The following is a 24,815-nucleotide window of genomic DNA, read 5'->3' on the forward strand; positions in this document are numbered from 1 at the left end:
AGATGAGATGCCGAGCATCTGGGCTGTGCTGTCAATGCAAATATTGATATATTTACACCAGCTGTTTGCATAAATTATTGTGCAAATAATGGTGCAAATGTAATGCAAATAATGAGTGGAAACCCCTAAATCATGAGTGTGCAATGAAACACAACGACCTATCCTCTCGAAAAAACACATTGAAAGATGTAGCAGAGCTTGCAGGGGTGGCTATCTCTACCGTCTCGCGGGCCTTGTCTGGGCATCCTGCAATCAGCGAAGCAACGCGTGATGCGGTGCAGGCAGCGGCCGGGCAGTTAGGCTATCGCATGCCGATGCAGGGCCGGAAATTACGAAAATCAGCGACCAAAATTATTGGTGTGGTGGTCGGCGCGTTGCACAACCCATTTATCACCTCTTTGATTGCTCATTTGCACGACGCATTCGACGAGGCGGGTTATCACATGATTCTTATCATTGACTCAATGAGTGAATCTAATTGCCTGCAAAAGCTGCGCCCATTGGTAGATGGGTATTTGGATGGCTTGATCCTGGCAACGGCGACCTTGGATTCGCCCGTTGTGGCGGAGTTAAAGCGCCGCGTGATCCCTTTGGTGCTGGTTATTCGTTCGGTCGATGACCCGACAATCGATACAGTCGAGATTGATAATGTGCATGCGGGCGCAGAAGCCGCCCGCCATCTCTTTGAGTTGGGTCATCGACGGATTGGTTTGGTGATGGGGCCGCGCAATACATCGACCAGCCGGGACAGGGCGGAAGGTGCCCTGTCCTGGTTGGAAGGTCAGGGAATCGAGCGGCAGACTGTTCCGTTGATTCATGGGCTCTACACCATGGAAAGCGGCTACTCAAGTGCGGTGACGTTGTTGTCTGCTTCGCATCCTGTGTCTGCGATTATTGCGGGCAATGACACGATGGCCCTGGGGGTGCTGGAAGCGGCCAAGCGTAAGGGAATTGCTGTGCCGCATCAGTTATCGGTCTTGGGGTTTGATGATATGCCCCTGGCGGGTACGCATGTCATGTCACTGACTACGATCAGGCAGCCCGTTGAGACAATGGCCCATACCGCGGCGCGCAGATTGTTGGACCGGATTAATGGGGTGATACCTGGGACAGGATCGCGTGATGTACTGCCTATTCATCTTATTCAGCGTGAAACGACGGCGGCCTGGGACACAGAAAAATCTATAAAGCCCGACAGCCTTTAGGCAGCTCGGCGTTCTTGACATAGGCACGCACTTCTTGAGCCAGTGCTGTCGCGGCTGGAGTGGGCGCATGGTCCTGGTGAAACATCAGGCACAGCGTGCGCACCAGTTTGGGCGCGCGCAGCAGCGCGAACGACAGGCCGGGCACTAGCACGCGGTGGGCGGCCAGGGCGGGCAGCAAGGCGATGGCCAGGCCGCTATGGACCAGAGCCGCCTGAGATGTGGTGCTGGATGCCTCGTAGAAAGGCGCGGCGGCTTCGATGGGTAGATCCGCTCGCGATTGCAGCACGGCCATGATGCCGGTCTCGTCGACCACACCCACCAGCTTGCGGTGTTCCAAGGCTTTCCAGCTGACAGTGCCCCGGGCATCGGGTTTGATCTGATCGTCGTCGCTGCGGTAGAGCACGCCGAACTGGTCTTCCAGCAAGGGTTGACTGTCCAGTCCGTGGACGTCTGCCCACGGGCTGGTCAGGCCGAAATCCACTTCGCCGGCGGCGACCTGCCGCTGGATGCGGCCCGAGTTGTCATCGCGCAGATACAGGCGCACGGCGGGGTGGCGCTGCGAGAAGGTAAAGGCGGCCGGCGCGATCAGATCGGTAATGGCCGATGGGGCCGCCGCCACGCTGACGCGACCGCTTTTCAGTGCGCCGTAGCGCATGACATCGCCGATGGCCCCATCGAAATCGGCCAGCAGACGGGTCATGCGCGGCAGAAACTCCTGGCCTACCGGGGTCAGGGTGACGCGCCGGCTGGTGCGCGAGAACAGGGGAGTGTTCAGTGCCGCCTCTAACTGCTGAATCAGGCCGGTGACAGACGACTGGGTCTGGAACAGGCGGCGTGCCGCGTGGGTAAAACTGGCTTCCTGAGCCACGGCCACAAAGGCGTTCAGATGTTTCAGCGTAATGTGTTTGGGCAGTCTATCCATCTCTATTTGCGATCAATCCATTAACTTAAACAATTTTTAATATTAATCATGCCTTTGGATAATACGCTCAACGCCTGCGTTCGTGGGGGGATTCGTGGAGAGTGGTATGCAGGCAGACGACCGCAGGCTGGACGTCAAGATTTCGGATGGCTGGATCGTGGATGGAACGGCCGCACCGCGTTGGCGTGGCGACCTGGGCATTCGCGACGGGCGCATTGTTGCCCTGGGCGATCTGAGCGCCTGGTCGGCCCAGTACAGCCTGGATGCCGATGGCAAAGTGGTGGCCCCCGGTTTTATTGATACGCACGGTCATGATGACCTGATGTTTATTGAAAAACCCGCTCTGGACTGGAAAACCAGTCAGGGCATTACCTCGGTGGTGGTGGGCAATTGCGGCGTCAGCGGTTTTCCGGCCCCTTTGCCGGGCAATTCGGCGGCGGCCCTGGCCCTGCTGGGCGAATCGCCCTTGTTTGCCGATATGGCCGAGTATGTCCAGGCCGTTCAGGCCTTGCGGCCCATGATCAATGTGGCGGCCTTGGTCGGCCATGCCAATTTACGCATGGCCGTGATGGCGGACCCGATGGCCACGCCTACCGACCAGGAGCAGGCGCAGATGCAAGCGGTGCTGGATCGCGCCCTGGAGCAGGGCGCAGTCGGGTTCAGTACTGGGCTGGCTTACGAGCCGGGCTGCATGGCCCAAGCCGCGGAACTGGAAGGGCTGGCACGGGTGGCGGCCGCACGTGGTTCGCTGCACACCAGCCATATCCGCAACGAAGGCGATACCGTGCAGGAGTCGGTGCAGGAAGTGCTGGATGTGGGTCGCCAGACCGATTGCGCCACCTTGGTGTCGCATCACAAATGTATGCTGCCGGCTAATTGGGGGCGCAGCGAACATACCTTGGCCAATATCGATCAGGCGCGCGCGGCGGGTTTGCAGGCGGCGCTGGACATCTATCCGTATTCGGGCAGCTCTACCATTCTGATCCCGGAGCGCGCCCACACCATAGAGAAAATTCGCATCACCTGGTCCGAGCCACATCCCGAATGCAACGGCCAGTACCTGGCCGACATTGCCCGGCAGTGGGGCTGCGACCGCGAAGCCGCCGCGCGCAAGCTGCTGCCGGCAGGCGCGATTTATTTCGCCATGGACGAGCAGGAAGTGCAGCGTATTTTCAGCCATCCCTGCTGCATGGTGGGCTCTGACGGCCTGCCAGCCGATGCGCATCCGCATCCGCGTCTATGGGGCAGCTTTACCCGCATTCTGGGCCGTTATGTGCGCGAGGATGGCTTGATGCCGCTGGAGCAGGCCGTTGCCAAGATGACCGCGCTGCCTGCGTCCGTGTTCGGTTTGCAGGATCGCGGCGTATTGCGCCCCGGAGCCTGGGCCGATGTGGTGGTGTTCGACCCCGATACCGTACAGGATTGCGCAACCTGGGAGCAGCCTACGCTGCCGTCCGAGGGTGTGCAGGCTGTGTTCGTCAATGGCGTGCAAGTGCATCCGCAGGCGCCACAGCAACGGCCCGGTCAGGTGTTGACCCGGGCTTTCCCCGCCCGGGCGCAAAGCCTGGCGCAGGAGCCGGGCCGGCCATAGGCCGGCGGGCTCTGGACAAGAAAAGAACAGCCATCGCTTGGGTCCAGGACCAGGGCGGGGCGCATTGCATCACAATTGGGCCGGCTCCGTCATGGGTCGGCGTGCGAGGATCGTAAAGGAGACGTCATGACTTTAACTCAGCAACAGGCACCTACCGGCAAGCGCAATGCGGCCATGGTGGTGTATTTGATCGGGCTGGCCATTGCCCTGTATACCCATTTTTATTTGCCCGGCGAGACCTCTTTATGGGGACTGACGCCGGTGGTGGTGTTTGCCGTCATCGCGCTGCTCGGCGTGGACATTGTGCTGGCGACCATCGGTGCGATTGTGCTGGGGGCCATCATGACCAGCACCACACCGATTGCCATGGGCAAGCTGCTGGCCGAATCGCTGGGTTCCTTTATTGCCGTGGTCGGTCTGATCATCGTGCTGGGGGCGGGCGTGGGCGAAGTGGCTGCGCGCACGGGGGCAGCCGAACAACTGGTGCGGGCCATCGTCAAGCGCATCGGTTTGTCCAATCCGGTGCGTGTGCGCCTGGGGATCATGGTGACCTCGACCCTGATCTGTGGCGCGCTGGGCACCTTGGCCGGCGGCAACGCGATTATCGCGGCGGTGGTCATCCCGATCGCGGCGGCCGTGCGCCTGTCTCCGCCTGCCGTGGCCGCTTTGTTCCAGAGCGCGGGTTCTGCCGGTCTGGTTCTGGGACCGTTTACGCCTAACGTGGTCACGGTAACGGGCCTGACGGGTTTGAGCTATATGGAATACCTGACCGTGGCTGGTCTGCCTATGGCTGCCGCCACGCTGCTGACCGGTTGGTTCATGTCTGGTCGTATCCAGAAAATGACCGAAAAGGATTTCCAGTACGAAGAAGCCGCCCTGGGCGCTGCCGCGTTCGATTTGAACGCCAAAGTGTCGCCCAAGGCGGTGCGTGCGGCTTGGGCGTTCTGCGCAACCATCGTCACCCTGGCCGTGGTGGGCATCATGGCCAAGGCCGGCTTTGCCTTTGCGATTATCGTGATGGTGTCGCTGGGCGCGGTCACGGGTCTGGCCGGCGGCCTGAATCCGCGCGAGATCCTGCAGGCCATGTATGCCGGTGCGGGCAAGCTGATCTGGATCTTTTTCCTGTTCTGGCTGTTCAACCCTGTATTGGTGCTGGTCGATCAGCTCAATGCCTACCATGCCTTGCTCGATGCGGTGCAGCCGTATCTGGTGGGTATCAGCGGCGCGGCGCTGTGCATGATTATTGTCGGCTTTAACGTGGTGGGCCATATTCCCGGTGCCGCCGTGGCGCAGATGACCTTTACCGCCAAGATTTTCGGACCGCTGCTGGCCGCTGCCGGCGTGGGCCCGGCCGCCACCACGGCCGTCATTCTGGGTAGTTCGCAAATCGATTGGTTCGGCCCTTTCCCCTCGTCGGATATGTTCGGCCAGATGGGGCTGGCGCGTTCCACCCAGCTTAAATACATGCTGTATAACGGCTGGGCCGTGATGATCATCAACTTGTTGATGTTTGCCGTTCTGTTCACGATTCTGGTCTGATCGATACGGAGAGTGCCTATGTTCGCCCTTGGAAACAAACCGCTGGACGCGCAGACGCTGGGCCGTCGCCTGCAGCACAGTCTGGAACCCTTGCTGCGGCAGGAGTCGGCCCGTATCAGCATGGCGGTGCGCACGCTCGATGGTCAGCCCCTATTCGACTGGCAGGCGCAGCGCGCCATGCCGTCGGCCAGCCTGATCAAAGTGCCCATGCTGCTGTGTCTGCTGGAAGAAGTGGCCCAGGGGCGTCTGAGCCTGGAACAAACGTGCGCCTTACCGGCGTCGGGGCGAGCCGGTGGCACCGGTATTCTGGGGCAGTTGCCCAGCGTGCAGTCCCTGACGTTGCGCGAATTGGCTCAATTGATGATTATGCTCAGCGACAACGTGGCTACCAATGCCTTGATCGATCTGCTGGGCATGGCGCGCATCAATCAATGGAGCCGTCAGGCCGGACTGCAACAGACCGATCTGCAACGTCACATGATGGATGCTCAAGCCCGCGAGCAGGGTAAAGACAACTGGACCAGCGCGGCCGATGCCTGCGCGACTTTGGTGTACCTGCTGGATTCCCCCGCTTTGCCGTCGGCCTTGCGCAGCGAAGGGCTGCAGATGCTGGCCGACCAGCGCGAACGCAGCCATTTTGCCGCGCTTTTGCCGGCGCAGGCGCAGTTGGCGCACAAGACCGGTTCGTTGCCGGGCCTGCGTCACGACGCAGGTATTTTGACTGTGGACGGCCGCAGTGTCGTCTTGGCGGTATTGGCCGATGGTTTTACCGATGGCCGTACCAGCACGACCTTGTACGGCGGCGAAGGCGCGGGCGTGCTGGCGCGGCTGGCTGTGCATGTTGCCCAGACGCTGCAGGACTGATCTGGTGCTGCCCGAATGCTAAGGCCCGGCGTGCCGGGCCTGTAAGAAGGAAATACTATGTCTACGACACGCGTGGCCCTGATCCAACTGGACAGCGGCCGTGACCGAAATGCCAACCTGGAACAGATTGAACAGTGGGTGTTGGCGGCGGCCCGGGACGGGGCGCAACTGATTATTACCCCGGAATACAGCGATGTGCGCGGCGATACTGACTGGCTGCAGCACAATGCGACACCCATTCCGGGCCTGGTCACCGAGCATATGGCCGATCTGGCCCGACGCACCGGGGCCTGGATTCATATGGGGTCCATGCACGAACGCCGGCCCGACGATCATCGTCTGGGCAACACGGGCGTAACCTTTGCCCCCAATGGGTCCATTGTGGCGCAGTACCGCAAGGTTCATTTGTATGACGCCGTGGTGAACGGCCTGGAATACCGCGAATCCGACGACTTCTGTCACGGCGGGCAGGTGCAGACCGTGCAGATGGGCGAGCTGACGCTGGGCCTGAGCATTTGCTACGATCTGCGTTTTGCCGAACTGTTCCGCAGCCTGCGGGCGCGGGGAGCGAATGTGCTGGTGGTGCCGGCTGCCTTCAATGTACACACGGGCCGCGACCATTGGGAAGTCTTGCTGCGTGCCCGCGCCATTGAAAATCAGTGTTATGTCTTGGCGGCGGCGCAGATCGGCGGTCCCGGACCGGCTTTGCCGTGTCTGGGTCGCAGCATGATTATCGACCCCTGGGGCACGGTGCTGGCCTGCATGCCGGATCAGCCCGGTTATATCTGCGCGGATCTGGACCCGGCGCGTGTGGCGCAGCTGCGCACATCTTTGCCGGCCTGGAACCATCGTCGTGGCGACCTGTATCCTATTCCTTCCTGATCTTTCGGAGTCCGGCCATGTCTACGCCTGCTGTGTTTGATTTTTACCCCGGCACGGCCCCGCTGCTGATTTCCATGCCGCATGCCGGCACCTATGTGCCGCCGGATGTAGCGGCGCGGTTTACCGCAACGGCCCGGCAGGTGCCGGATACGGATTGGCATCTGCCGCGTCTGTATGCCTGCGCCCGCGAGCTGGGCGCATCGGTGCTGGTGGCTAATTATTCGCGCTTTGTGGTGGACCAGAACCGTCCGCCCGACAACACCAGCCTGTACCCCGGTCAGAGTGTGACCGGGCTGTGTCCGCTGGATACCTTTGGCGACGAGCCTATTTATCTGCCGGGGCAAGAGCCGCAGGAGCAGGAAGTGGCCGAACGGCGCGACGCGATCTGGCGGCCTTACCATCAGCAATTGGAGCAGGAACTGGCGCGTCTGTCCGCCATGCATGGCCGCGTTGTGCTGTGGGATGCCCACTCCATCCGTTCAGTGGTGCCGCGCTTTTTTCAGGGCACGCTGCCTGACCTTAACTTCGGCACGGCCGATGGGGCCAGTTGCGACCCAGCCCTGAGCGCGCGCCTGATGGCAGCCGCGCAGGCCGACGGGCGTTATACCAGCGTGCTTAATGGCCGTTTCAAGGGCGGCTACATTACGCGCAATTATGGTCGCCCCGCTCATGGTGTGCATGCCGTGCAGCTGGAAATGGCGCAGTGTTGCTATATGCAGGAGCACTGGCCTTTCGACTACCAGGACGAGGTGGCGCGTCGGGTGCAACCCCTGATCGAGACCTTGCTGCGCGAGGCGTTGGCCTTCGCGGCTCAGCCTTGATCCGGTCCCGGCCACCGCGGCCGGGGCGCTACACTATCGCCTTGGCCGTGTGGCCGTAGAGCGATGGAAACGATGGATACTTTTACCGCGCCCTTGTTCGGGCGACTGTGCTGCCCGCTGGACGGCTTGCCTTTGACCGCGCAGGCGCGCAGCTGGCGTTGCCCGTCGGGGCATACTTTTGACACGGCCAGCCAAGGTTATATCAACCTTTTGCCGGTGCAGAACAAGCGTTCGCGCGATCCGGGCGACAGCAAAGAGATGGTGGCGGCGCGTCGCCGCTATCTGGAATCGGGTGTGTATGCGCGTATTGCCACCGGTGTCGCGCGTTTGTTGATGGACGGCCTGGAAGGGCAGGCACCGTATGCCTGTCTGGATGCCGGTTGCGGCGAGGGTTATTACTTGCGTTGCCTGCAGGCGCAGGACACAAAAGGCGAACTGGCCCTGATCGGGCTGGATATTTCCAAATGGGCCGTCATGGCCGGGGCGCGCAGTTCGCCCGCCATGCGCTGGTTGGTCGGCAGCAACGCGCATTTGCCGGTTCCCGATGCCAGCCTGGATGCCTTGATCTGCATGTTCGGCTTTCCGGTACACGAGGAGTTCCGACGCGCTCTTAAACCTGGCGGGCTGCTGATTCAGGTAGAGGCCGGGCCGGAGCACCTGCTGCAATTGCGCCGCATCATCTATCCGACCTTGAAAGACGACAAACCGGCCGATGCGACCGGGCCGCAGGGCTTCAGCCTGGAAGCGGCCGAGCGCCTGTCTTTCGATATTGCCTTGGATTCTCAGGCGCAGATCGCCGATCTGCTGCTGATGACGCCGCATCTGTTTCGCGCCAGCGCGCAGGGGCTGGGACAGGCGCGCGCATTGGCGCGCCTGGAACTGACCGTGGACGTCAAGTTAGCGGCGTATCGACGTCTTTAAGCCTTAGCTGTTTTGCGGTGTCTGTTCCGGCAAGGGGCTGATTTCGACGCGGTTGCGGCCATTGCGCTTGGCGCTATATAGCGCCTGATCGGCCAGCTTGAGGACTTCGGCTTGATCGGGCGCATGGGCAGGCCAGTGCGCTACGCCGATGGAAATCGTGATGCTGGTGCCGGTCGGGCTAAGAGTGTTGCACAGCAGATTGCGCAGGCGCTCGGCGAGCTGCGTGGCTTGCTCTATGCTCTGATCGGGCAGGAACAGGAAGAATTCTTCGCCGCCGGCCCGGCAAATCAGGTCGGTGTCGCGCGTGACCGAACGCATCGTATCGGCCAGAAAACGCAGCACCTGATCGCCGACATCATGCCCCCAGGTATCGTTCACTTTTTTGAAGTGATCGATGTCGGCTGCCAGCACGGCCAGGGGGATGCCGGCGTTTTTCCATTGCTGCAACGCCGAGCCCATGCCCCGCCGGTTCGTCAAACCGGTCAGGGGGTCGGTATTGCGTTCCAGATCCATGACGTCGATCTTGAAGTGCAGCTTGCGCAAGCCGATCAACATGGCTTGTTTGATATGTCTGGCCTCGAAATACCAGGCGCGGATTTTTTCAATCCGGCCCGCGGCATCCGGGGCATCCCAGTTGGGGGCCGTGTGTGCCAGCCGGTGCAGCGGTTTGGCAATGACGATGGCGAATAGCCAGATCAGACCCAGGACTACAAAAAAGAGCGGAATCGTGTTGCGCAGTACCCGGGCCAGCAAAGAATTAAGCCCCTCCAGCACGACCTCGGTGGGGCGCTGCACGACTACACCCCATTGCACATCCTTGACCAGCGCATAGCCGGCCAGCATGCTGACGCCTTTGGAGTTTTCCAGGGCCATGGCATTGGCCTGGCCTTGGGCCACGGCATTGATGGCGGGATTCATTTTGACGGTTTCACCGATGCGGGAGCGGTCCTGGTGATAAATCAGCCGCTTGTCCTGATCGATGACATAGATTTGCGAGCCGTCGCGGTAAAAGTGTTCGCCCAGCAGGGAGTTCAGGCTGTTGCGCTCGTGCAGATAGATAGTGCCGCCTACCAGGCCCATATAGTCGCCCTGGGCATCGACGATCGGATGCGACAAGAAGATCAGCAGGCGGCCCGTCGTGGAAATATAGGGCCGACTGATGACGGGCAGCTTGGTTTGCAGGGCCTGCTTGGCCCCGGAACTGCTCAGGGTGGCTCCCAGCAGACCCAGGTCGGGCGGCGAGTTGGCCAGGACGGTCCCCGTGCTGTCCAAAATGACGACGGAGTTGAAACTGTTGTCCTGCTCCTTCAGCCGGGCCGCCTCGGCCGCCAACTGCCAGGGGGCGTGCATATTCAGGGCCAGCACGCGGGCGCTGTACGACAACTGCTGTTGCAGGCTTTTGATGAATTCGCCGGTACTGCTGGCCAGCTTCAGGGCGTAGGCGCGATTGCTCTCGAGGGTTTGCTCGATCAGTAACGCGCGCTGGGCTTCATACGCGCCGTAGACGGTGTAGGCCAGGGTCAGCAGACTGCTGCATGCCGCCAGAAGCAGGATCAACCGGCGTAAATCCAGAAATTTCATAGAGGACACAAATAGAAACGGCAATGCAGCGAAATAATGGCAATTTGCAACAGCCATTATAGACAGAGAAAGGTAGCTTCATCTGCCTATCCGGGTGCCCGGTCCGGCTTGCGTGGGGTTTCACCCGACAAGTCCGTGTAAGATGGGGTGTGGCGTTCGCCATTGTCCATTCACAACAGACACTTAGACGGCGGTGCTGATCGACGATGCCGCTTTGCTGTCTTTTTCATGGAGATCCCGATATGAAAAGCGTAGATAGTTTTCAGTCATTGGACCATCTGGATGTCGGCGGACAGCGCTACGAATATTACCGGCTGGATGCGGTGCGCGGGCAGGGGCTGGATGTGGCCAGTCTGCCTTATGGCCTGAAGATACTGCTGGAAAATCTGCTGCGCACCGAAGACGGGGGCGACGTGACCGCAGACGACATCCGGGCGCTGGCCGCCTGGGACCCCGCTGCCGAACCGGATCGGGAAATCGCCTTTACGCCGGCGCGCGTCGTTTTGCAGGACTTTACCGGCGTACCTGCCGTGGTGGACCTGGCGGCGATGCGCGAGGCCATGCAGGCCCTGGGCGGGAACCCGCAGAAGATCAATCCGCTGGCTCCCGTGGAACTGGTGATCGACCACTCGGTCATTGTGGACGACTTCGGCAGCCCGGCGTCTTTTCAGCGCAATGTCGACATCGAGTACAGCCGCAATATAGAGCGCTATCAGTTCTTGCGCTGGGGCCAGAGCGCTTTCGATAATTTCAAAGTCGTGCCGCCCGGTACCGGCATTGTGCACCAGGTCAACCTGGAGCACCTGGCGCGCGTAGTGTTTACCCGTCCGGAACAAGACCGCTTGTTGGCCTATCCCGACACCTGTGTGGGCACGGATTCGCACACGCCTATGGTCAACGGCCTGGGCGTGGTGGCCTGGGGCGTGGGCGGCATCGAGGCCGAGGCGGCCATGCTGGGCCAGCCCATCTCCATGCTGATCCCGCGTGTGGTGGGTTTTAAGCTGACCGGGCAGATGCCCGAAGGCACGACGGCCACCGATCTGGTGCTGACTATTACCGACATGCTGCGCAAGCACGGGGTGGTGGGCAAGTTCGTGGAGTTCTACGGACCGGGTGTCAGTGCCGTGCCACTGGCCAATCGCGCCACCATCGGCAATATGAGTCCGGAATATGGCTCGACCATCTCCATGTTTCCCATCGACGAGGAAACGCTGCGTTACATGAAGCTGACCGGTCGCTCGGACGAACAGATCGCTTTGGTGCGGGCCTATGCGCAGGCGCAGGGGCTGTGGCACGACCCCGATCACGAGCCGCGCTATTCCGAACGGCTGGAGCTGGATCTGTCCACCGTGGTGCCGTCCATTGCAGGCCCCAAGCGTCCGCAGGATCGCATCGTGCTGTCCTCGTCCAAGCAGTCCTTCCGGCAGGCGTTGTCCGGCCTGTTGGGCGATAAGGCGGCCAGCTACGACGAAGCCGTGGAAGAGAGCTTCCCCGCTTCCGACGTGCCTTCGCACGAACCGCCGGCGCGGCGCAGCAATGCGATTCAGTTTGCCTTGGCCGATGGCAGCCAGTGCGAGCTGGATAACGGTGCCGTGGTCATTGCGGCCATTACCTCTTGCACCAATACATCCAACCCCAGCGTCATGTTGGCTGCGGCCTTGCTGGCCAAGAAAGCGGTAGAAAAAGGCCTGAATCGCAAACCGTGGGTAAAAACCAGTCTGGCTCCCGGATCGCGCGTGGTTACCGACTACTACGAACACGCCGGCCTGACGCCGTATCTGAATAAATTGGGCTTCGATCTGGTGGGCTACGGCTGCACCACCTGCATCGGCAATTCCGGCCCGCTGATTCCCGAAGTCAGCCAGGCCGTCAACCAGAACGATCTGGCCGTGGTGTCGGTGCTGTCGGGCAATCGCAACTTTGAGGGGCGCATCCACCCCGAAGTCAAGATGAACTACCTGATGTCCCCGCCGCTGGTTGTGGCATATGCGCTGGCCGGCACGATGGATATCGATCTGTACAAAGAGCCGCTGGGCAAGGGCTCGGATGGGCAGGATGTGTACCTGAAGGATATCTGGCCTTCCGAAGCCGAGGTACAGGCCACCATTGCTCAAGCCATTGCCGCCGATATGTACCGCGACGGCTATGCCGATGTCTTTGCGGGCGACCAGCGCTGGCAGTCTTTGCCTACCCCAAAGGGCGATCTGTTCCATTGGCAAGACAGTTCTACTTATGTGCGCAAGCCGCCGTATTTTATTGACCTGCAGCGCGAGCCCAGTCCGGTCCGGGATATCCACGGCGCGCGCGTGCTAGCCAAGCTGGGTGACTCGGTCACAACCGACCACATCAGCCCGGCCGGTTCCATCTCGCGTACATCGCCGGCAGCGACCTACCTGATGGGGCATGGCGTGGAGCAAGCGGACTTCAACTCCTACGGTTCGCGTCGGGGCAATCACGAAGTCATGATTCGCGGCACCTTCGCCAATGTGCGTCTGCGTAATCAATTGGCTCCGGGCACCGAGGGCGGTTATACCCGCGATTTCACCCAGGATGGCGCGCCGGTGGCGACCATTTACGATGCGTCGCGTAACTATCTGGAGAGCGGCACGCCGCTGGTTATTCTGGCGGGCAAGGAATATGGCTCAGGCTCCTCGCGTGACTGGGCGGCCAAGGGCACGGTGCTGCTGGGCGTGCGCGCGGTCATCGCCGAGTCCTACGAGCGCATCCACCGCAGCAATTTGCTGGGCATGGGGGTGTTGCCGCTACAGTTCCCCGAAGGGGAAAATGCCCAGACACTGGGACTGATGGGAGACGAAGTCTTTGACATCGTGGGCATCACGGCGCTCAACCAGGATCAGATTCCCGCCACAGTAACGGTACGCGCCGGCAATACGCAGTTCGAGGCCCGCGTGCGCATCGATACGCCCAGCGAAGCACATTACTATCGCCACGGCGGCATCATGCAGTATGTCTTGCGAGGTTTGCTGAAGTCTTAAGCCGGTTTTTGTACACTGTCGGCACGGCAAGATTTCGCCTGTGTCAGTGGCTCAGCGCCACTGACACACTTGTACGTCCCTCGTTCCGGTGCTCGCGCCGGTTTTTGAGGCGCTTCCAGAGTTTGTCATGCAGCGGCATCAAGGTGACGTTGCAGATGGGTTCGATCACGGCGGCCACACCGCCCGTGGCCAGCGAACCGGTAAAGGCATAGGTCACGGCGAAAGCTACGGACATGTGCAGGGCAACCTGGCTGGTCTTGAAAGCGAGAAGAAGCATGATGAATCCACCGATAGTATTTTCTAAATGATAATTACTATCAATGGCGCGAACCAGTTTGTATTTTTCATCGAGCTTATCAATTTTGTATATCGGCCCGACGCGCAGGCGCTCGGGCCGGTGTTTCTTTATTGATTGCGCACCTTTGCGCAGGTCCGCAGCCGTGGGCCGGGCAGGGGCCAGATCGATGCAGCGTCATTGACGCGTTTATGGAAAGAAAAATGCACGCTGTTCAAGAAGCTTCCTGGTCGGAGCTGTTGTGGGGCCGTAACGGCCTGCGGTCGCTGGCACTGGCTGGTGGGGTGGCGGTCCATGCCATCAATGTATATGTGGCTACGACGATTTTGCCGTCGGTCGTGCAAGACATCGGTGGCCTGGAGTATTACGCCTGGAATACCACCTTGTTTGTGGTCGCCTCCATTTTAGGTTCGGCCTTATCGCCCCAGTTTCTGGAAAAAATGGGTTTGCGACAAGGATTTCTGGTGTCTTTGCTGGTGTTTGCCTTAGGCACGGCCTTGTGCGCGCTGGCCTCTTCCATGACGTTTCTGCTGTTTGCCCGTACGCTGCAAGGCTTGGGAGGCGGCTTGCTGCTGGGCTTGAGCTATTCGTCCATCCGGCTGGTTTTCGAGGAGCGGCTCTGGCCCAGAGCGATGGCGCTGGTCTCCAGCATGTGGGGCGTGGCAACGCTGTCCGGACCGGCCATCGGCGGTATTTTTGCCCAGATGGGCGAATGGCGTCTGGCTTTTTGGAGCGTGTTGCCCTGCGCCGCAGGGCTGGCCGTGCTGGTCTGGACGCAATTGCGCGATGCGCGCCGCCCCGACACACCCCGATCCGGGTCTACGCTGGGCAGGGTACTGCTGCTGACGGCATCCGTGCTGGTGATTTCGGCGGGCAGCTTGTCCAGTTCGTGGCTAATTAACCTGGCGGGCGTATTGGGTGGCGGCGTGCTGATTGTATTGATGGCGCTGTCCGACCGAGCATCGTCCAGTCGCTTGTTTCCACAGGGCACTTATTCGTTGCACACGGCGCTGGGCAGCCTGTATGCGGGTATCGGTCTGGTCAGCGTGGCGGTGGCCACGGAAATCTTCATTCCCTACTTTTTGCAGATCATCCACCATATGAGTCCGCTCAAGGCGGGCTACCTGACCGCCTTGATGTCGGGTGGTTGGACGCTGGGCTCGATTGCCAGTTCCAGTCGCAGCATGAAGACGGCCGATGCCCTGATTATTGCCGGTCCGCTCTTGTCGGGTCTGTCGCTGGCCGCGCTGGGCGTGCTGATACCTTGGCAGGGCCTGAGCAGCGGCCCCGGCTATTCCTGGCTGCTGTATGTGGCCTTGCTGGGGGTGGGGGTAGGCATAGGGCTGGCCTGGCCGCATTTGTTGACGCGGGTGTTTCATTCCGCGCCCAAGGGGCAGGAAAATATTGCCTCGGCGGCGATTACCACGCTGCAGCTTTTCACGATGGCGCTGGGGGCGGCGATGGCCGGCATTATCACTACGGCAACCGGTTTTGTAGAGCCGGGCGGCCTGACCGGCGCACGGCAATCGGCTCAGGCCTTACTGCTGATCTTTGCCCTGGCTCCCGTGCTCGCGGCCCTCTTGTCGGGGCCGGCGCGCCGGGTGCGTCCCTGATAGGGGATCAGGCCGCTTTGGGCAGGCGGAACAGTTCCGGGTCCGGGCCCAGGCGTCCATCGGCTTGATCCAGGGCGGCGATGTCCGCCATGTCCTGGGCGTTCAGTTCAAAACTGAAGATATCGAAGTTTTCGCGCTGGCGCTCGGGCGAGTTCGACTTGGTAATGACCATATTGCCCAACTGGACCTGCCAGCGCAGCACGATCTGCGCAAGGGAGCGGCCATGTTCGGCGGCGATGCGCTGCAGCACCGGATTGTTCCATAACGTACCCAATCCCAACGGGCTCCATGCCTGGGTCTGCATGCCGTGGTCGTGATGGTAGTGGCGCAGTTCGGCTTGCTGAAAGCCCGGGTGCAGTTCGATCTGGTTCAGTACCGGCAGCACGCCGGTCTTGTCCAGCAGGGTCTGCAGGTGGTGCGGCTGGAAATTGCACACGCCGATGGATTTGATCAGGCCTTCGCTGCGCAGATGGGTCAGCATTTCCCACGACTGCACGAATTGTCCGACCTTGGGCACGGGCCAATGAATCAGGTACAGGTCCACATAATCCAATTGCAGCTTGTCCAGGCTTTCCTTGAAGGCCTTCTGGGTGTTGTCGTGGCCATGCATGTCGTTCCACAGCTTGGTGGTCACGAACAGCTCGTCGCGGCGCAGTCCCGATTGCCGGATGCCCTGGCCGACTTCGGCTTCGTTGCCATAGATGGCGGCCGTGTCGATCAGGCGGTAGCCCGTTTCGATGGCGCTGCACACAACGTCGGCCGTACGGTCGGCTGGAACCTGCCAGACGCCCAAGCCAAGCTGCGGAGCGGTATTGCCGTCGTGGAAGGTGATTATCGGGGGTGTAGCGGACATAGGTTTCTCCTAGGTTCTGCGCGGCAGACCGGCTGGTGGGCAGCCGGCGCGAATGCCGGGCGGCAAGGCACTGCGCAATCCGTGCACTGGCGTGCGCAGGTGCATAAAGCGATAAAAGACGAGAATCCCGTAGGGATCGGACACACGGAACTTGTGTGTGGGCAGGAAGTTGGCTTATTGTTTTTTTTCCTGCGTCGATTATATAGGCGCAATCCGGATTTTTTTCGATCGTTTTGCAATTTGCATCATTCATATTCCCATTTTTCGATAAATGGGGCTAAGTTGGAGTAAGTATGAGCGTACACAGCACTCAGGCGCGCTTGAGCGTACCTGCCTTGATGGCCTACAAGGGCAAGCAGAAAATCGCCTCGCTGACTGCCTACATAGCGCCGATCGCGCGCATGCTGGACGAGCATATGGACATGATCCTGGTGGGGGACTCCACGGCGATGGTGGGGTATGCCATGCCCGATACCCTGAGCATCACCGTGGATATGTTGGCTGCCCATGCCGCTGCCGTGGTGCGCGCCACGCACCATGCCTGCATCGTGGTGGATATGCCATTCGGCAGTTACCAGCAGTCGCCCCAACAGGCGTTTGCCAATGCTTCGCGTATGTTGGCGGCCAGTGGTGCCCAGGCAGTCAAGCTCGAAGGCGGGCAGGTCATGGCCGAAACCACGCGCTTTCTGGTCGAGCGCGGCGTGCCGGTGCTGGCCCACGTTGGACTGATGCCCCAGTACGTCAACACGATGGGCGGTTACAAAGCCCAGGGCATGAGCGATGCGGCCGCCCAGCGCGTGCTGGAAGACGCCGTGGCCCACGCGCAGGCCGGTGCCTGGGGCGTGGTGCTGGAAGGGGTGGCCGAAGGCTTGGGCCGCCGCATTACCGAATCCATCGCCATTCCTACCATCGGCATCGGGGCCTCTCCGGACTGCGACGGGCAAGTGCTGGTCACCGAAGATATTTTGGGCCTGACCAGTGGCAAGATCCCCAAATTCGCCAAACCTTATGCCGATGTGGGTGCAGTCATCTCCCAGGCGGCGGCGCAATACGCTGCCGAAGTGCGCGATGGCTCTTTTCCGACACTGGAGCACTGTTTCGGTGTAAAGCGCTAGTGCGCTGATTTATTCCGCATTAGAATATTCCGTGTTAATAAATGCAGTATCAACATACAAAGACATGGAAATTCGACAGCTTGAGGCCTTCGCGGCCGTGATGTCCGCCGGCAGCGTCACCGCTGCTGGCCGTTTGCTGGACCGCTCGCAGCCCGTGGTCAGCCGTCAGATCCAGGAACTGGAGCAGGAACTGGGTTTTCGGCTGTTTACCCGCACAAGGCCCCAGGTGACCCTGACCGAGCAAGGGCGTGAGTTCTATCTGGAAGCGCGCCCGGTTCTGATGAACCTGGAAGTGCTGCACAGCCGCTCCCTGGAAATCGCCCGCGGCGGTCTGCGCCCCTTGCGCATCGTGGCCACGCGCGCCTTGGCGGTCGGTTTGTTGCCGCAGGTGCTGGGCGTCATGGAGCAGCATGATCCGGCTTTCAAGCAAAAGCTCATCATCGATACCGTCAATGCCGAAGAAGTGGTGCAGGCCATCGACGAGGGCCGTGCCGATCTGGGCGTCACCAGCCTGCCGCTGGATATAGACAGTTGTACCTTGCATTGGTCGGGGCAAAGCCCCTGCCTGTTGGGCATCCCCCAAGGGCATCCGCTGGCCAGACTGGAATCGGTGCGTCTGGGCGATATCCGTGGCGTACCGCTGATCGCCGTGCAAAATCGGCATCGTCTGCGTCACACCTTGGCCACGGCGCTATTGCGCGCCAGTCCCGAGGCACCCGAGGACATACGCCATATCGAAGTCACCTCCTCGCTGGAAGGCCTGGCGCTGGTGGGTCAGGGTGTGGGCGTGGCCTTGGTTGATCCCTTTACCGCGCATGGCATGCCCATGAGCAATGTCGTGCTGCGCCCCATTGATATCCACGTACCCTACATGATGGGCGTGGTGTCCCTGAAGTCGCGCGAATTGCGTCCCGACGCCCAGCGTTTGGTCGAGGCTTTGCGCCAGTACGTGCTGCAGAGCATCCCGCGCTTTGTCCTGGGTGACGATACCGGCCTGCCCAGCACGACCGACCCTTTTGATTCTCTTTGAACCGAATTTTTCCGGAAGGCGGCGTGCCGCCAGCAGACACCATGACAGCAGATTTCCCCATTCCCGCCGACCTGAATGCTCTGGAGGCGCGTGTTCGCCAGGACTATGCCTGGCTGGACTTGCCCGCCAAACCCTGGGTGCCTGACACCACGATAGACGGCCAGACCGTATTGGACGTGCTTATCGTCGGCGGCGGCATGGCCGGTCTGGCCTTGGCCAACGCCATGAAGAACCTGGGTTTGCGGGCGCAGATTTACGATCAGGCACCGGCCGGTTTCGAGGGGCCTTGGGCTACCACCGCCCGCATGGAAACCCTGCGTTCGCCCAAACAGCTGACCGGTCCTGCGCTGGGCTTTCCCGCACTGACCTTTCGCGCCTGGTTCGAGGCCCAGTTCGGCGCACAAGCCTGGGAAGAGCTGGACAAGATTCCCCGCCTGCAGTGGATGGACTATTTGCGTTGGTACCGTCAGGTCAACCAGATCGAGATTGCCAACGAGCACGAGGTGCTCGATATTGCGCCAGCTCCCGACCATGTGCGTGTACGCGTGCGAGGCCCTCAGGGCGAAGCGGATGTGTTGGCCCGGCATGTTGTATTGGCGACCGGCCGTGCCGGATTGGGCGGCCCCAGCCTGCCGGGCTGGGCGCAGGCCATTGCGCCAGAAGCACAGGCGCACTCGTCCGATGTCATGGACTATGCCCAACTGCGCGGCAAGCACGTGGCGGTCATCGGCGCGGGCGCGTCGGCGATGGACAGCGCGGCGACCGCTCTGGAAAACGGGGCTGCCGGCGTGGATCTGCTGATTCGCCGTGCCGACATTCCCCGCGTCAATAAGGGCAAGGGCTTGGGCAGCCCCGGTGCCGTGCATGGCACCTTGGCCTTGCCCGACCAATGGAAGTGGAAAATCCGCCATTACATTGAACAACAGCAAGTGCCGCCGCCGCGCGGCAGCGTGCTGCGCGTGTCGCGCCATGCCAATGCGCGCTTTTTTCTGGACGCCGGTGTGCAGGGCGCGACCATGGATGGCGCGCAGGTGGTGCTAGATACCCGACGCGGCGAACGCCGCTACGATTTCGTCATTTTTGCCACCGGCTTCAAGGTGGATTGGCGTTCGCGCCCTGAATACCGCACAATTGCGCCCGCCATCCGGATCTGGGCCGACCGTTTTGCCGAACCGGCGGATCAGAGCAGCCAGGAACTGCGCGAATCGCCTGACCTGGGCGATCTGTTCGAGTTCCAGCCGCGCGAGCCCGGTCAGATGCCCGGCCTGGAGCGTGTGCATTGTTTTTGCTATCCGGCGACCTTGACGCATGGTCAGGTCTCCGGCGACATACCGGCCATCAGCGATGGCGCTTTGCGCCTGTCACAAGGGCTGTGCCGCCAACTGTTCGTGGAAGATGTGGATACCCATTTCGAGCGTTTGCAGGCTTACGACGAACCGGAAGTCTACGGCGACGAATGGGTGCCCGCCCAGGACTGATGCCGCTCTTTCATGCAGACTGGCAGGGTCGGGCTGCGCTCTGGAGCGGCCCGGCAAGATATAAAACCGCGCGGCGCAGGCCGCCACAGGAGAGACCATGACAGAACACGATACGGCGGCCAACGCCGACTTGATCGATCGGTTGCTGGGCGTCGGCCCGGGCGACGATCTGTACGCGTTGCGTCACGCCCGCGCCAAGGCCACCGATGCCATCCAGCGCAGTCAGGACTTGTTCTTCCAGCCGGAACTGGGGCAGGTGTCGCTACAGGATCGCCTGAGCATCGCCGTGTACGCGTGCGCCTTGTCGCGGGCACAGGTACTGGGCGCGTACTACCGCGACCAGTTGGCGGCCCAGCACGGGGTGACGCCACAATGGCTGGCGGCGCTGGAGAACGATGCGCTGGATGCGATTGCGGATGCGCGCCTGCGTGCCATGCTGGCCTTTACGCGCATTCTGATCTTGACGCCGGTGCAGGGCGACAAGGCGGCGCTGCAAGCCTTGCAGGCTGCCGGGCTGGCCACCGCCGATGTGGTGACGGTGGCGCAATTGATCGCCTACCTGTCGTATCAGATCCGCATGCTGGCAGGTTTGCTGGCATTGCAACAGCGCAAGGAGCAGGCATGAGCGAGATCATCCGCAAGAACGGGTTTACCAACGAGAACCTGGACTGGGCCGCTTGGCTGGACGTGGTGGACTTGGAGAGCGCCACTCCCGAACAGATTGCCGTGCTGGAGATGAGCCACCCCAAGGCCAAGGAAATGGATTACTACCGTTTTCTGGCGCATCAGCCCGCGATTTTGCAGCAGCGCTCCGAAGCCTATAACGCGATTATGTATGCGCCCGGCGGCTTGCCGCGCGCCGAGCGCGAACTGGCCGCGCTGACGGTGTCGCGCATCAATGGCTGCGCTTATTGCGCGTCCGTGCATGCGCAGCGTTTTGAACAATTGGCCAAGCGCAACGACACCGTGCATCAAGTGTTCGAGGACCCGCGCAGCGCCGGCACCACGGAACGCGAACGGGCCATTGCCGCTTTTTCGGTCAAACTGACCGAAGCGCCCGACCAACTGGATGCGCAGGACATGGCCGCTTTGCACGCCCAAGGGCTGAGCGATGCGGACATTCTGGACCTGATCAATTCCGCCGCTATTTTTGGCTGGGCCAATCGCTTGATGCACAATCTGGGCGAATCCAAACCGCTTTAAGCGATAGCGGCATGTAGTTTGGAAGCAAGGCATGTCGTCGCTGGCGGCCTTGCCCCAGCTGTGCTGCCCGCGATCAGGGGCTTGGAAAGGCGCTCGAACGAATCCGTTCGAGCGTTTTTCTTTTAGGGCAGGGCAGCCTGGGACAGGCGATCAGGCATATCTTTCCAGCGCCTGAGCCAGACCATCAATTTGCCAGCCCGGCACCTTCGGGTATGGGGCGGGGTCCAGGCTGACGCCGGTTTTCAAGCTCGGCCAGGCCAGGTCCAGCGTAAACATCGCATCCACGCCGGGCAGCGCATGGTTCAGCTCGGGCATGGGCAAGCGCTTGGCGCGCACCAAGCCCAGCAAGCCGTGCAAGGCGGGGTCGGTAAAGCGGGTCAGATCGTCCCAATTGGAATGGGAGGGACGCGCCAGAGCGCGCTTGCGCGTAATCAACTGCATATCGGCGCGTTTGATGAACATGCTGGAGTGACCGGGCTGATCCCGATGGCAGGCAATGCACAGCGGTCGCAGATTGCTGGCCAGATTGTTGCCTTTATTGCTGTCTACATGGTGTACATGCAGCAGATGCCGGTGGTCCGCCAGCGTGATCCGGCATTCATCGCATTGCCAGTCGTGCTGTTGCCGGACGCGTTCCGAGATGTCTTTCCAGTCGTCGGTATAGCTGCCGCGCCCTATGTCCGTCTCCGTCCGGTTGGGCAGGTAGGTAAAGCAGGAGTTATAGGTCTTAAAGAACTCGGCAATATCAAAGCGGTTCCGGATCTGTTCACGGATATGGCGGTTTGATACCGCCGCTTGCTGGAAATTAAGCTTGTTCAGGCACAGTTTGCAGACCAATAAGTGTGCGTTGCCGGTGACTTCTGCCTTGGTAAAGGGGTTGAAACCGGTGATGGGGAAACTGCCGCTGAGGTTTTTGGTGGCAATGTAGCGCTCGAACCGTTTTTCCTTGCGCATGGTCTCTAGCCGCGAACAGTGGGCAATATGGAATTTATTGCCTTCTGCCCGGCCGGCCAGAACTTCGGCGGCATTGCGGTTGTGGTCTGGGATATATAACAGCACCTGCCTGCCCTGGTAGGACAGCAGACCGCCGATGTCCCCCAACTCGTCCAGGGCGACTTCCAGGCCCCGGGTTTCCAGAATCAGGTCGATGGGCTGGATTTTTTGGCTGGCTCCAACGCTAAATGGCTCCCGCGTCGATGTCAGCCGTTCGACCTGCCCCCACAGAGCCGCAAAATTAAAATGAAGGTTCATGGCTAGTCTTGCAGGATTTTCCGGATCTGTGTTTCGGCATTCGTCATTACCCGGAAGCTGACCCGGCGCGAACGCTCCGCATCTTCATGGCCGTGCTCGTCCAGCACCAGGCGGCTGGACGAAAAACCGACCGCCGCCATGTTCTGTCTGATCCACTCTTTTTCGCTTTTGACGGCATCCATATTCTGTATGTACAGCAGTACCGAACGGGTTCGTTCCTGCGACAGGGCCATATTGCGGAAATAGGCTTCTTCGGGCGGTGTCTGCTGGTTCCACTGCGAACTGGTGTGGCCTTCGATGCGGATCTCGTTCAAGGAATGGCGGAACTGGCTCAGCACCTTCAGGTAGCGTGGAAAAAAATCGTCCAGTATGTGCCGGAACGCCGGTTTGATAATGGCCGAGCCGGTCTGGAACAAGACATCGGGGGACTTGAACTCGAACGCCAGCGTCAAGGGATCGATGTCGGCGTTCCAGGCGTCCAGATCGTTCTGGAACTCCTTTTTCAGGTTCTCGTACAGCGCCACCTGGTTGTTCTGGTAGGTAACGGCCACTTCCTTGATCTTGTCGCGTTCGCCCAGGGCGTTGCGCATCAGCAAAATACTGATGAACAGAAACACGATCATCAAGCCCGACATCAGGTCCGACACACTCATCCAGTGGTCCGCATCTTCGGCCGCTTTTTTAGGCCCGCTTTTGCTCTGAAACATGCTTAGTTCTGCCCTGCGTGCGCATCCAGCTCTCGGGTCTGACGGCTGTAGGTGTCAAGCAAGTGCTTGGCAATCGTGGCCAAGGCACTGCCCAACTGATCCAGTGCCGCGTTCAGTTGGGTTTCCAGGGCCTTGTCCACCCCCTTTAACTGCACGTTGACGGCTTCGCCCGTTTGGCTGACGACGTCGGTAATCTGGCGCTCCAGGCCGTTCAGGCCCCGTTCCACGGTCTGGCGCATGGTGTTCACCGTCTGCTCCACCGACTGGTTCAGCGCATTGGCGGACTGGCTGACATTGGCCTCGATATGCCCCATGGCCGTTTGCACGGCCTGGCTGATGCCGTTGCTGATCAGGTCGGTGTTTTGCTCGACCTTGGTCATGGAACTGGTCAGCTCCTGCGAAATGGCTTCGCTCATGCCGGCGATCTCGTGGGCGGTCTTGATCAGGGACTGGTTGGTGCCCGTTACGCTGTCGCCAAACTCCGCTGCGCCTTCCAGAATGATCTTGGTCATGGCATCCGCACCTTCGCGGATCTTGGAGCCGACCTCTTCCAGCTTGCGTTGGATTTCCGGCATGGCTTGTGTGGCCTGCGCACGCATTTCTATAAAGGCGTCCAGATGGCGGGCCAGTTCCTGGATCTGGTGCTGATTCACGCTGAGCACGCCGGACAGCGCCTGCATGTCCTGCGGAATGCGGCCGGTTTCGACCTTGATCGCTTCCACCGCCACGCGGGTTCCGTCTATGGATTTCACACCGAGATCAAACAGCTCGGTCATTTTTTCCATCTGGCCCTTGTATTCAACCTGCCAGTCCACCAGTTTCTTGACCGATTCGTCCAGGCGCTTGAAGTTATCGCCGAACTGCTCCGTCAGATTTTGATTGAACTCCGTAATGACCCGGCTTAATGCTTCGATGACCTGTTCGGTGGCCGATTTGGAGAGTAGATCGCCGAAGGTTTGCAGTTGCGTCCACAGCTTTTCTTCAAAATTACGGTGTTGATTATTCTGGCTGCTCTTAAAGTCGGATAACTCGGTGCGCAGCAGCTTTAACTGGCCGACTAACGAACCTTCTTCTTTGCCGCCAATCGAGCTGACCAACGTAGACAGCAAAATCTGCTGGTTATTCATGACCGCATATATTTCGCGTGGGCCCACGTCGTCCGGAATATCGTCCTGCTTGGATTCGGGCTTTACCTGTTTGGACTCCCACCATTTGAACAACATGGCGCAGAACATGCCGACCACGCTGGTCACAAAAGCGGTTCTCAGGCCACCGAGCAGCCCGCGGATGCTGTCATCGATATTAGCCGGGTCAAAGACAAACAGCCCCCAAACGATGCCGGAAAATGTGCCCAGGATGCCGCAAGAGGTCATCATGGTGGGGGCAATCTCCACCAGCTTCGGGTTCGTGCCGGTTTTGACCGCGTGCCTGGCCTTGACGAATATCCAGCCTGTGATTGCGGCGAAAAAAAGAATGATTGCTATTTCTAGTTGATTTTCTTCTTTTAAAAAATCCATCATGGCAAACGTAATCCGATGCTGTGCAAATGAGCGAGAAGACAGAGAAAAGGGGAGGGCGTAGCTGCCGAATTTTCACTGTGTTAAATGTTAGTGAAAATTACAGTTTTTAGGGAATGCTGGAAATATACCCTAATCCTTATTTGGATTGTTGATTTCATTGGTTTTTTCTGAAATTCCGTCTTTTATTGTGTTGCTTTTTATAGTGGTTTTTTGAATTGGGTTTTTCTTGTAAAGCTGTGCTGTCGTTTGCGTTTGTGTTGGCGATGGTCTTGGCTCTTGTCTGCGGGATATGATCGCGTGCCGGTGCATCTGTTCTTTATGCAGCAAGCAATTCAAAGTTGCGGTGGCTCCGCCGGGGAGGGTTTGCTAGCGGACGGAGCGGCTGTCGGTCCAGTGGCAGGCTGTCCGGGTAGAAAACAGGATTTATC

General features: G+C 60.2%; 21 protein-coding genes. 14 read left to right on the forward strand and 7 right to left on the reverse strand.

Going from position 1 to position 24,815, the window contains the following annotated elements; genetic code table 11:
• The first annotated feature begins 143 nt into the window (after positions 1-143).
• Positions 144-1,205, forward strand: a complete 1,062-nt coding sequence (locus tag AADW57_RS02215; RefSeq protein WP_341668427.1) for a LacI family DNA-binding transcriptional regulator — start codon at positions 144-146, stop codon at positions 1,203-1,205.
• Here AADW57_RS02215 and AADW57_RS02220 read toward each other — a convergent pair.
• Positions 1,183-2,127 carry a LysR family transcriptional regulator gene (locus tag AADW57_RS02220; RefSeq protein ID WP_341668428.1) on the reverse strand — a complete coding sequence of 315 codons (945 nt, stop codon included), beginning with the start codon at positions 2,125-2,127 and terminating at the stop codon, positions 1,183-1,185. The two genes, AADW57_RS02215 and AADW57_RS02220, sit on opposite strands and share 23 nt — an antisense overlap.
• Positions 2,128-2,233: 106 nt before the next feature.
• On the opposite strand from AADW57_RS02220, the gene AADW57_RS02225 reads away from it, so the two are divergent.
• From AADW57_RS02225 to AADW57_RS02250, 6 genes are all read left to right on the forward strand, one after another.
• Positions 2,234-3,718: an N-acyl-D-amino-acid deacylase family protein gene (locus AADW57_RS02225; RefSeq protein WP_341668429.1), complete on the forward strand. Its 1,485-nt coding sequence runs from the start codon at positions 2,234-2,236 to the stop codon at positions 3,716-3,718.
• 126 nt (positions 3,719-3,844) lie between these two features.
• Entirely contained in the window at positions 3,845-5,257 is a 1,413-nt protein-coding gene (locus AADW57_RS02230) for a gluconate:proton symporter (protein WP_341668430.1), read from the forward strand.
• Positions 5,258-5,275: 18 nt separating this feature from the next.
• Positions 5,276-6,121 carry a serine hydrolase gene (locus AADW57_RS02235; RefSeq protein WP_341668431.1) on the forward strand — a complete coding sequence of 282 codons (846 nt, stop codon included), beginning with the start codon at positions 5,276-5,278 and terminating at the stop codon, positions 6,119-6,121.
• A gap of 57 nt (positions 6,122-6,178) precedes the next feature.
• Entirely contained in the window at positions 6,179-7,003 is an 825-nt protein-coding gene (locus AADW57_RS02240) for a carbon-nitrogen hydrolase family protein (protein WP_341668432.1), read from the forward strand.
• Positions 7,004-7,020: 17 nt separating this feature from the next.
• The gene (hutG, locus tag AADW57_RS02245) at positions 7,021-7,824 is read left to right on the forward strand and encodes an N-formylglutamate deformylase (protein ID WP_341668433.1); all 804 of its coding nucleotides are present in this window, start codon (positions 7,021-7,023) and stop codon (positions 7,822-7,824) included.
• A gap of 72 nt (positions 7,825-7,896) precedes the next feature.
• Positions 7,897-8,745 (forward strand): putative RNA methyltransferase, encoded by an 849-nt coding sequence (locus AADW57_RS02250; protein ID WP_341668434.1) that lies wholly within the window; start codon positions 7,897-7,899, stop codon positions 8,743-8,745.
• Between the two features lie 3 nt (positions 8,746-8,748).
• Here the strand turns inward: AADW57_RS02250 and AADW57_RS02255 are convergent, their stop codons facing one another.
• Positions 8,749-10,326 (reverse strand): sensor domain-containing diguanylate cyclase, encoded by a 1,578-nt coding sequence (locus AADW57_RS02255; protein WP_341668435.1) that lies wholly within the window; start codon positions 10,324-10,326, stop codon positions 8,749-8,751.
• 242 nt (positions 10,327-10,568) lie between these two features.
• On the opposite strand from AADW57_RS02255, the gene acnA reads away from it, so the two are divergent.
• Positions 10,569-13,322, forward strand: coding sequence for an aconitate hydratase AcnA (acnA, locus tag AADW57_RS02260; RefSeq protein WP_341668436.1), 2,754 nt, complete (start codon positions 10,569-10,571; stop codon positions 13,320-13,322).
• A gap of 43 nt (positions 13,323-13,365) precedes the next feature.
• Here acnA and AADW57_RS02265 read toward each other — a convergent pair whose 3' ends face one another.
• Positions 13,366-13,599 carry a DUF2061 domain-containing protein gene (locus tag AADW57_RS02265; RefSeq protein ID WP_341668437.1) on the reverse strand — a complete coding sequence of 78 codons (234 nt, stop codon included), beginning with the start codon at positions 13,597-13,599 and terminating at the stop codon, positions 13,366-13,368.
• Positions 13,600-13,820: 221 nt separating this feature from the next.
• On the opposite strand from AADW57_RS02265, the gene AADW57_RS02270 reads away from it, so the two are divergent.
• Positions 13,821-15,230, forward strand: coding sequence for an MFS transporter (locus tag AADW57_RS02270; protein WP_341668438.1), 1,410 nt, complete (start codon positions 13,821-13,823; stop codon positions 15,228-15,230).
• A 7-nt stretch (positions 15,231-15,237) separates the two neighbouring features.
• Here AADW57_RS02270 and AADW57_RS02275 read toward each other — a convergent pair whose 3' ends face one another.
• A complete protein-coding gene (locus tag AADW57_RS02275) occupies positions 15,238-16,083 on the reverse strand; it encodes an aldo/keto reductase (protein WP_341668439.1) in 846 nt (281 codons plus the stop codon).
• A 293-nt stretch (positions 16,084-16,376) separates the two neighbouring features.
• Here AADW57_RS02275 and panB point away from each other — a divergent pair, with 293 nt between their 5' ends.
• The 5 genes from panB to AADW57_RS02300 all read left to right on the forward strand — a co-directional run bounded on the left by panB (position 16,377) and on the right by AADW57_RS02300 (position 20,909).
• Positions 16,377-17,198 carry a 3-methyl-2-oxobutanoate hydroxymethyltransferase gene (panB, locus tag AADW57_RS02280; RefSeq protein ID WP_341668440.1) on the forward strand — a complete coding sequence of 274 codons (822 nt, stop codon included), beginning with the start codon at positions 16,377-16,379 and terminating at the stop codon, positions 17,196-17,198.
• 64 nt (positions 17,199-17,262) lie between these two features.
• On the forward strand, positions 17,263-18,228 hold the full coding sequence (locus tag AADW57_RS02285; RefSeq protein ID WP_341668441.1) for a LysR family transcriptional regulator: 966 nt from the start codon (positions 17,263-17,265) through the stop codon (positions 18,226-18,228).
• Positions 18,229-18,269: 41 nt separating this feature from the next.
• Entirely contained in the window at positions 18,270-19,706 is a 1,437-nt protein-coding gene (locus AADW57_RS02290) for an NAD(P)/FAD-dependent oxidoreductase (RefSeq protein WP_341668442.1), read from the forward strand.
• 97 nt (positions 19,707-19,803) lie between these two features.
• On the forward strand, positions 19,804-20,331 hold the full coding sequence (locus tag AADW57_RS02295; protein WP_341668443.1) for a CMD domain-containing protein: 528 nt from the start codon (positions 19,804-19,806) through the stop codon (positions 20,329-20,331).
• Positions 20,328-20,909 carry a peroxidase-related enzyme gene (locus AADW57_RS02300; RefSeq protein ID WP_341668444.1) on the forward strand — a complete coding sequence of 194 codons (582 nt, stop codon included), beginning with the start codon at positions 20,328-20,330 and terminating at the stop codon, positions 20,907-20,909. Before AADW57_RS02295 ends, AADW57_RS02300 begins: the two co-directional genes overlap by 4 nt.
• 150 nt (positions 20,910-21,059) lie before the next feature.
• On the opposite strand, the gene AADW57_RS02305 is transcribed toward AADW57_RS02300, so the two are convergent.
• From AADW57_RS02305 to AADW57_RS02315, 3 genes are read right to left on the reverse strand one after another with little or no spacing between them, the layout of a single operon-like run.
• A complete protein-coding gene (locus tag AADW57_RS02305) occupies positions 21,060-22,160 on the reverse strand; it encodes a hypothetical protein (protein ID WP_341668445.1) in 1,101 nt (366 codons plus the stop codon).
• A 2-nt stretch (positions 22,161-22,162) separates the two neighbouring features.
• The gene (locus AADW57_RS02310; RefSeq protein ID WP_341668446.1) at positions 22,163-22,867 is read right to left on the reverse strand and encodes an OmpA/MotB family protein; all 705 of its coding nucleotides are present in this window, start codon (positions 22,865-22,867) and stop codon (positions 22,163-22,165) included.
• Between the two features lie 2 nt (positions 22,868-22,869).
• On the reverse strand, positions 22,870-24,387 hold the full coding sequence (locus tag AADW57_RS02315) for a hypothetical protein (RefSeq protein WP_341668447.1): 1,518 nt from the start codon (positions 24,385-24,387) through the stop codon (positions 22,870-22,872).
• Positions 24,388-24,815: the final 428 nt, after the last annotated feature.

Source organism: Alcaligenes sp. SDU_A2 (genome assembly GCF_038237375.1).
In the GTDB taxonomy this organism is placed as follows: Bacteria; Pseudomonadota; Gammaproteobacteria; order Burkholderiales; family Burkholderiaceae_B; genus Alcaligenes.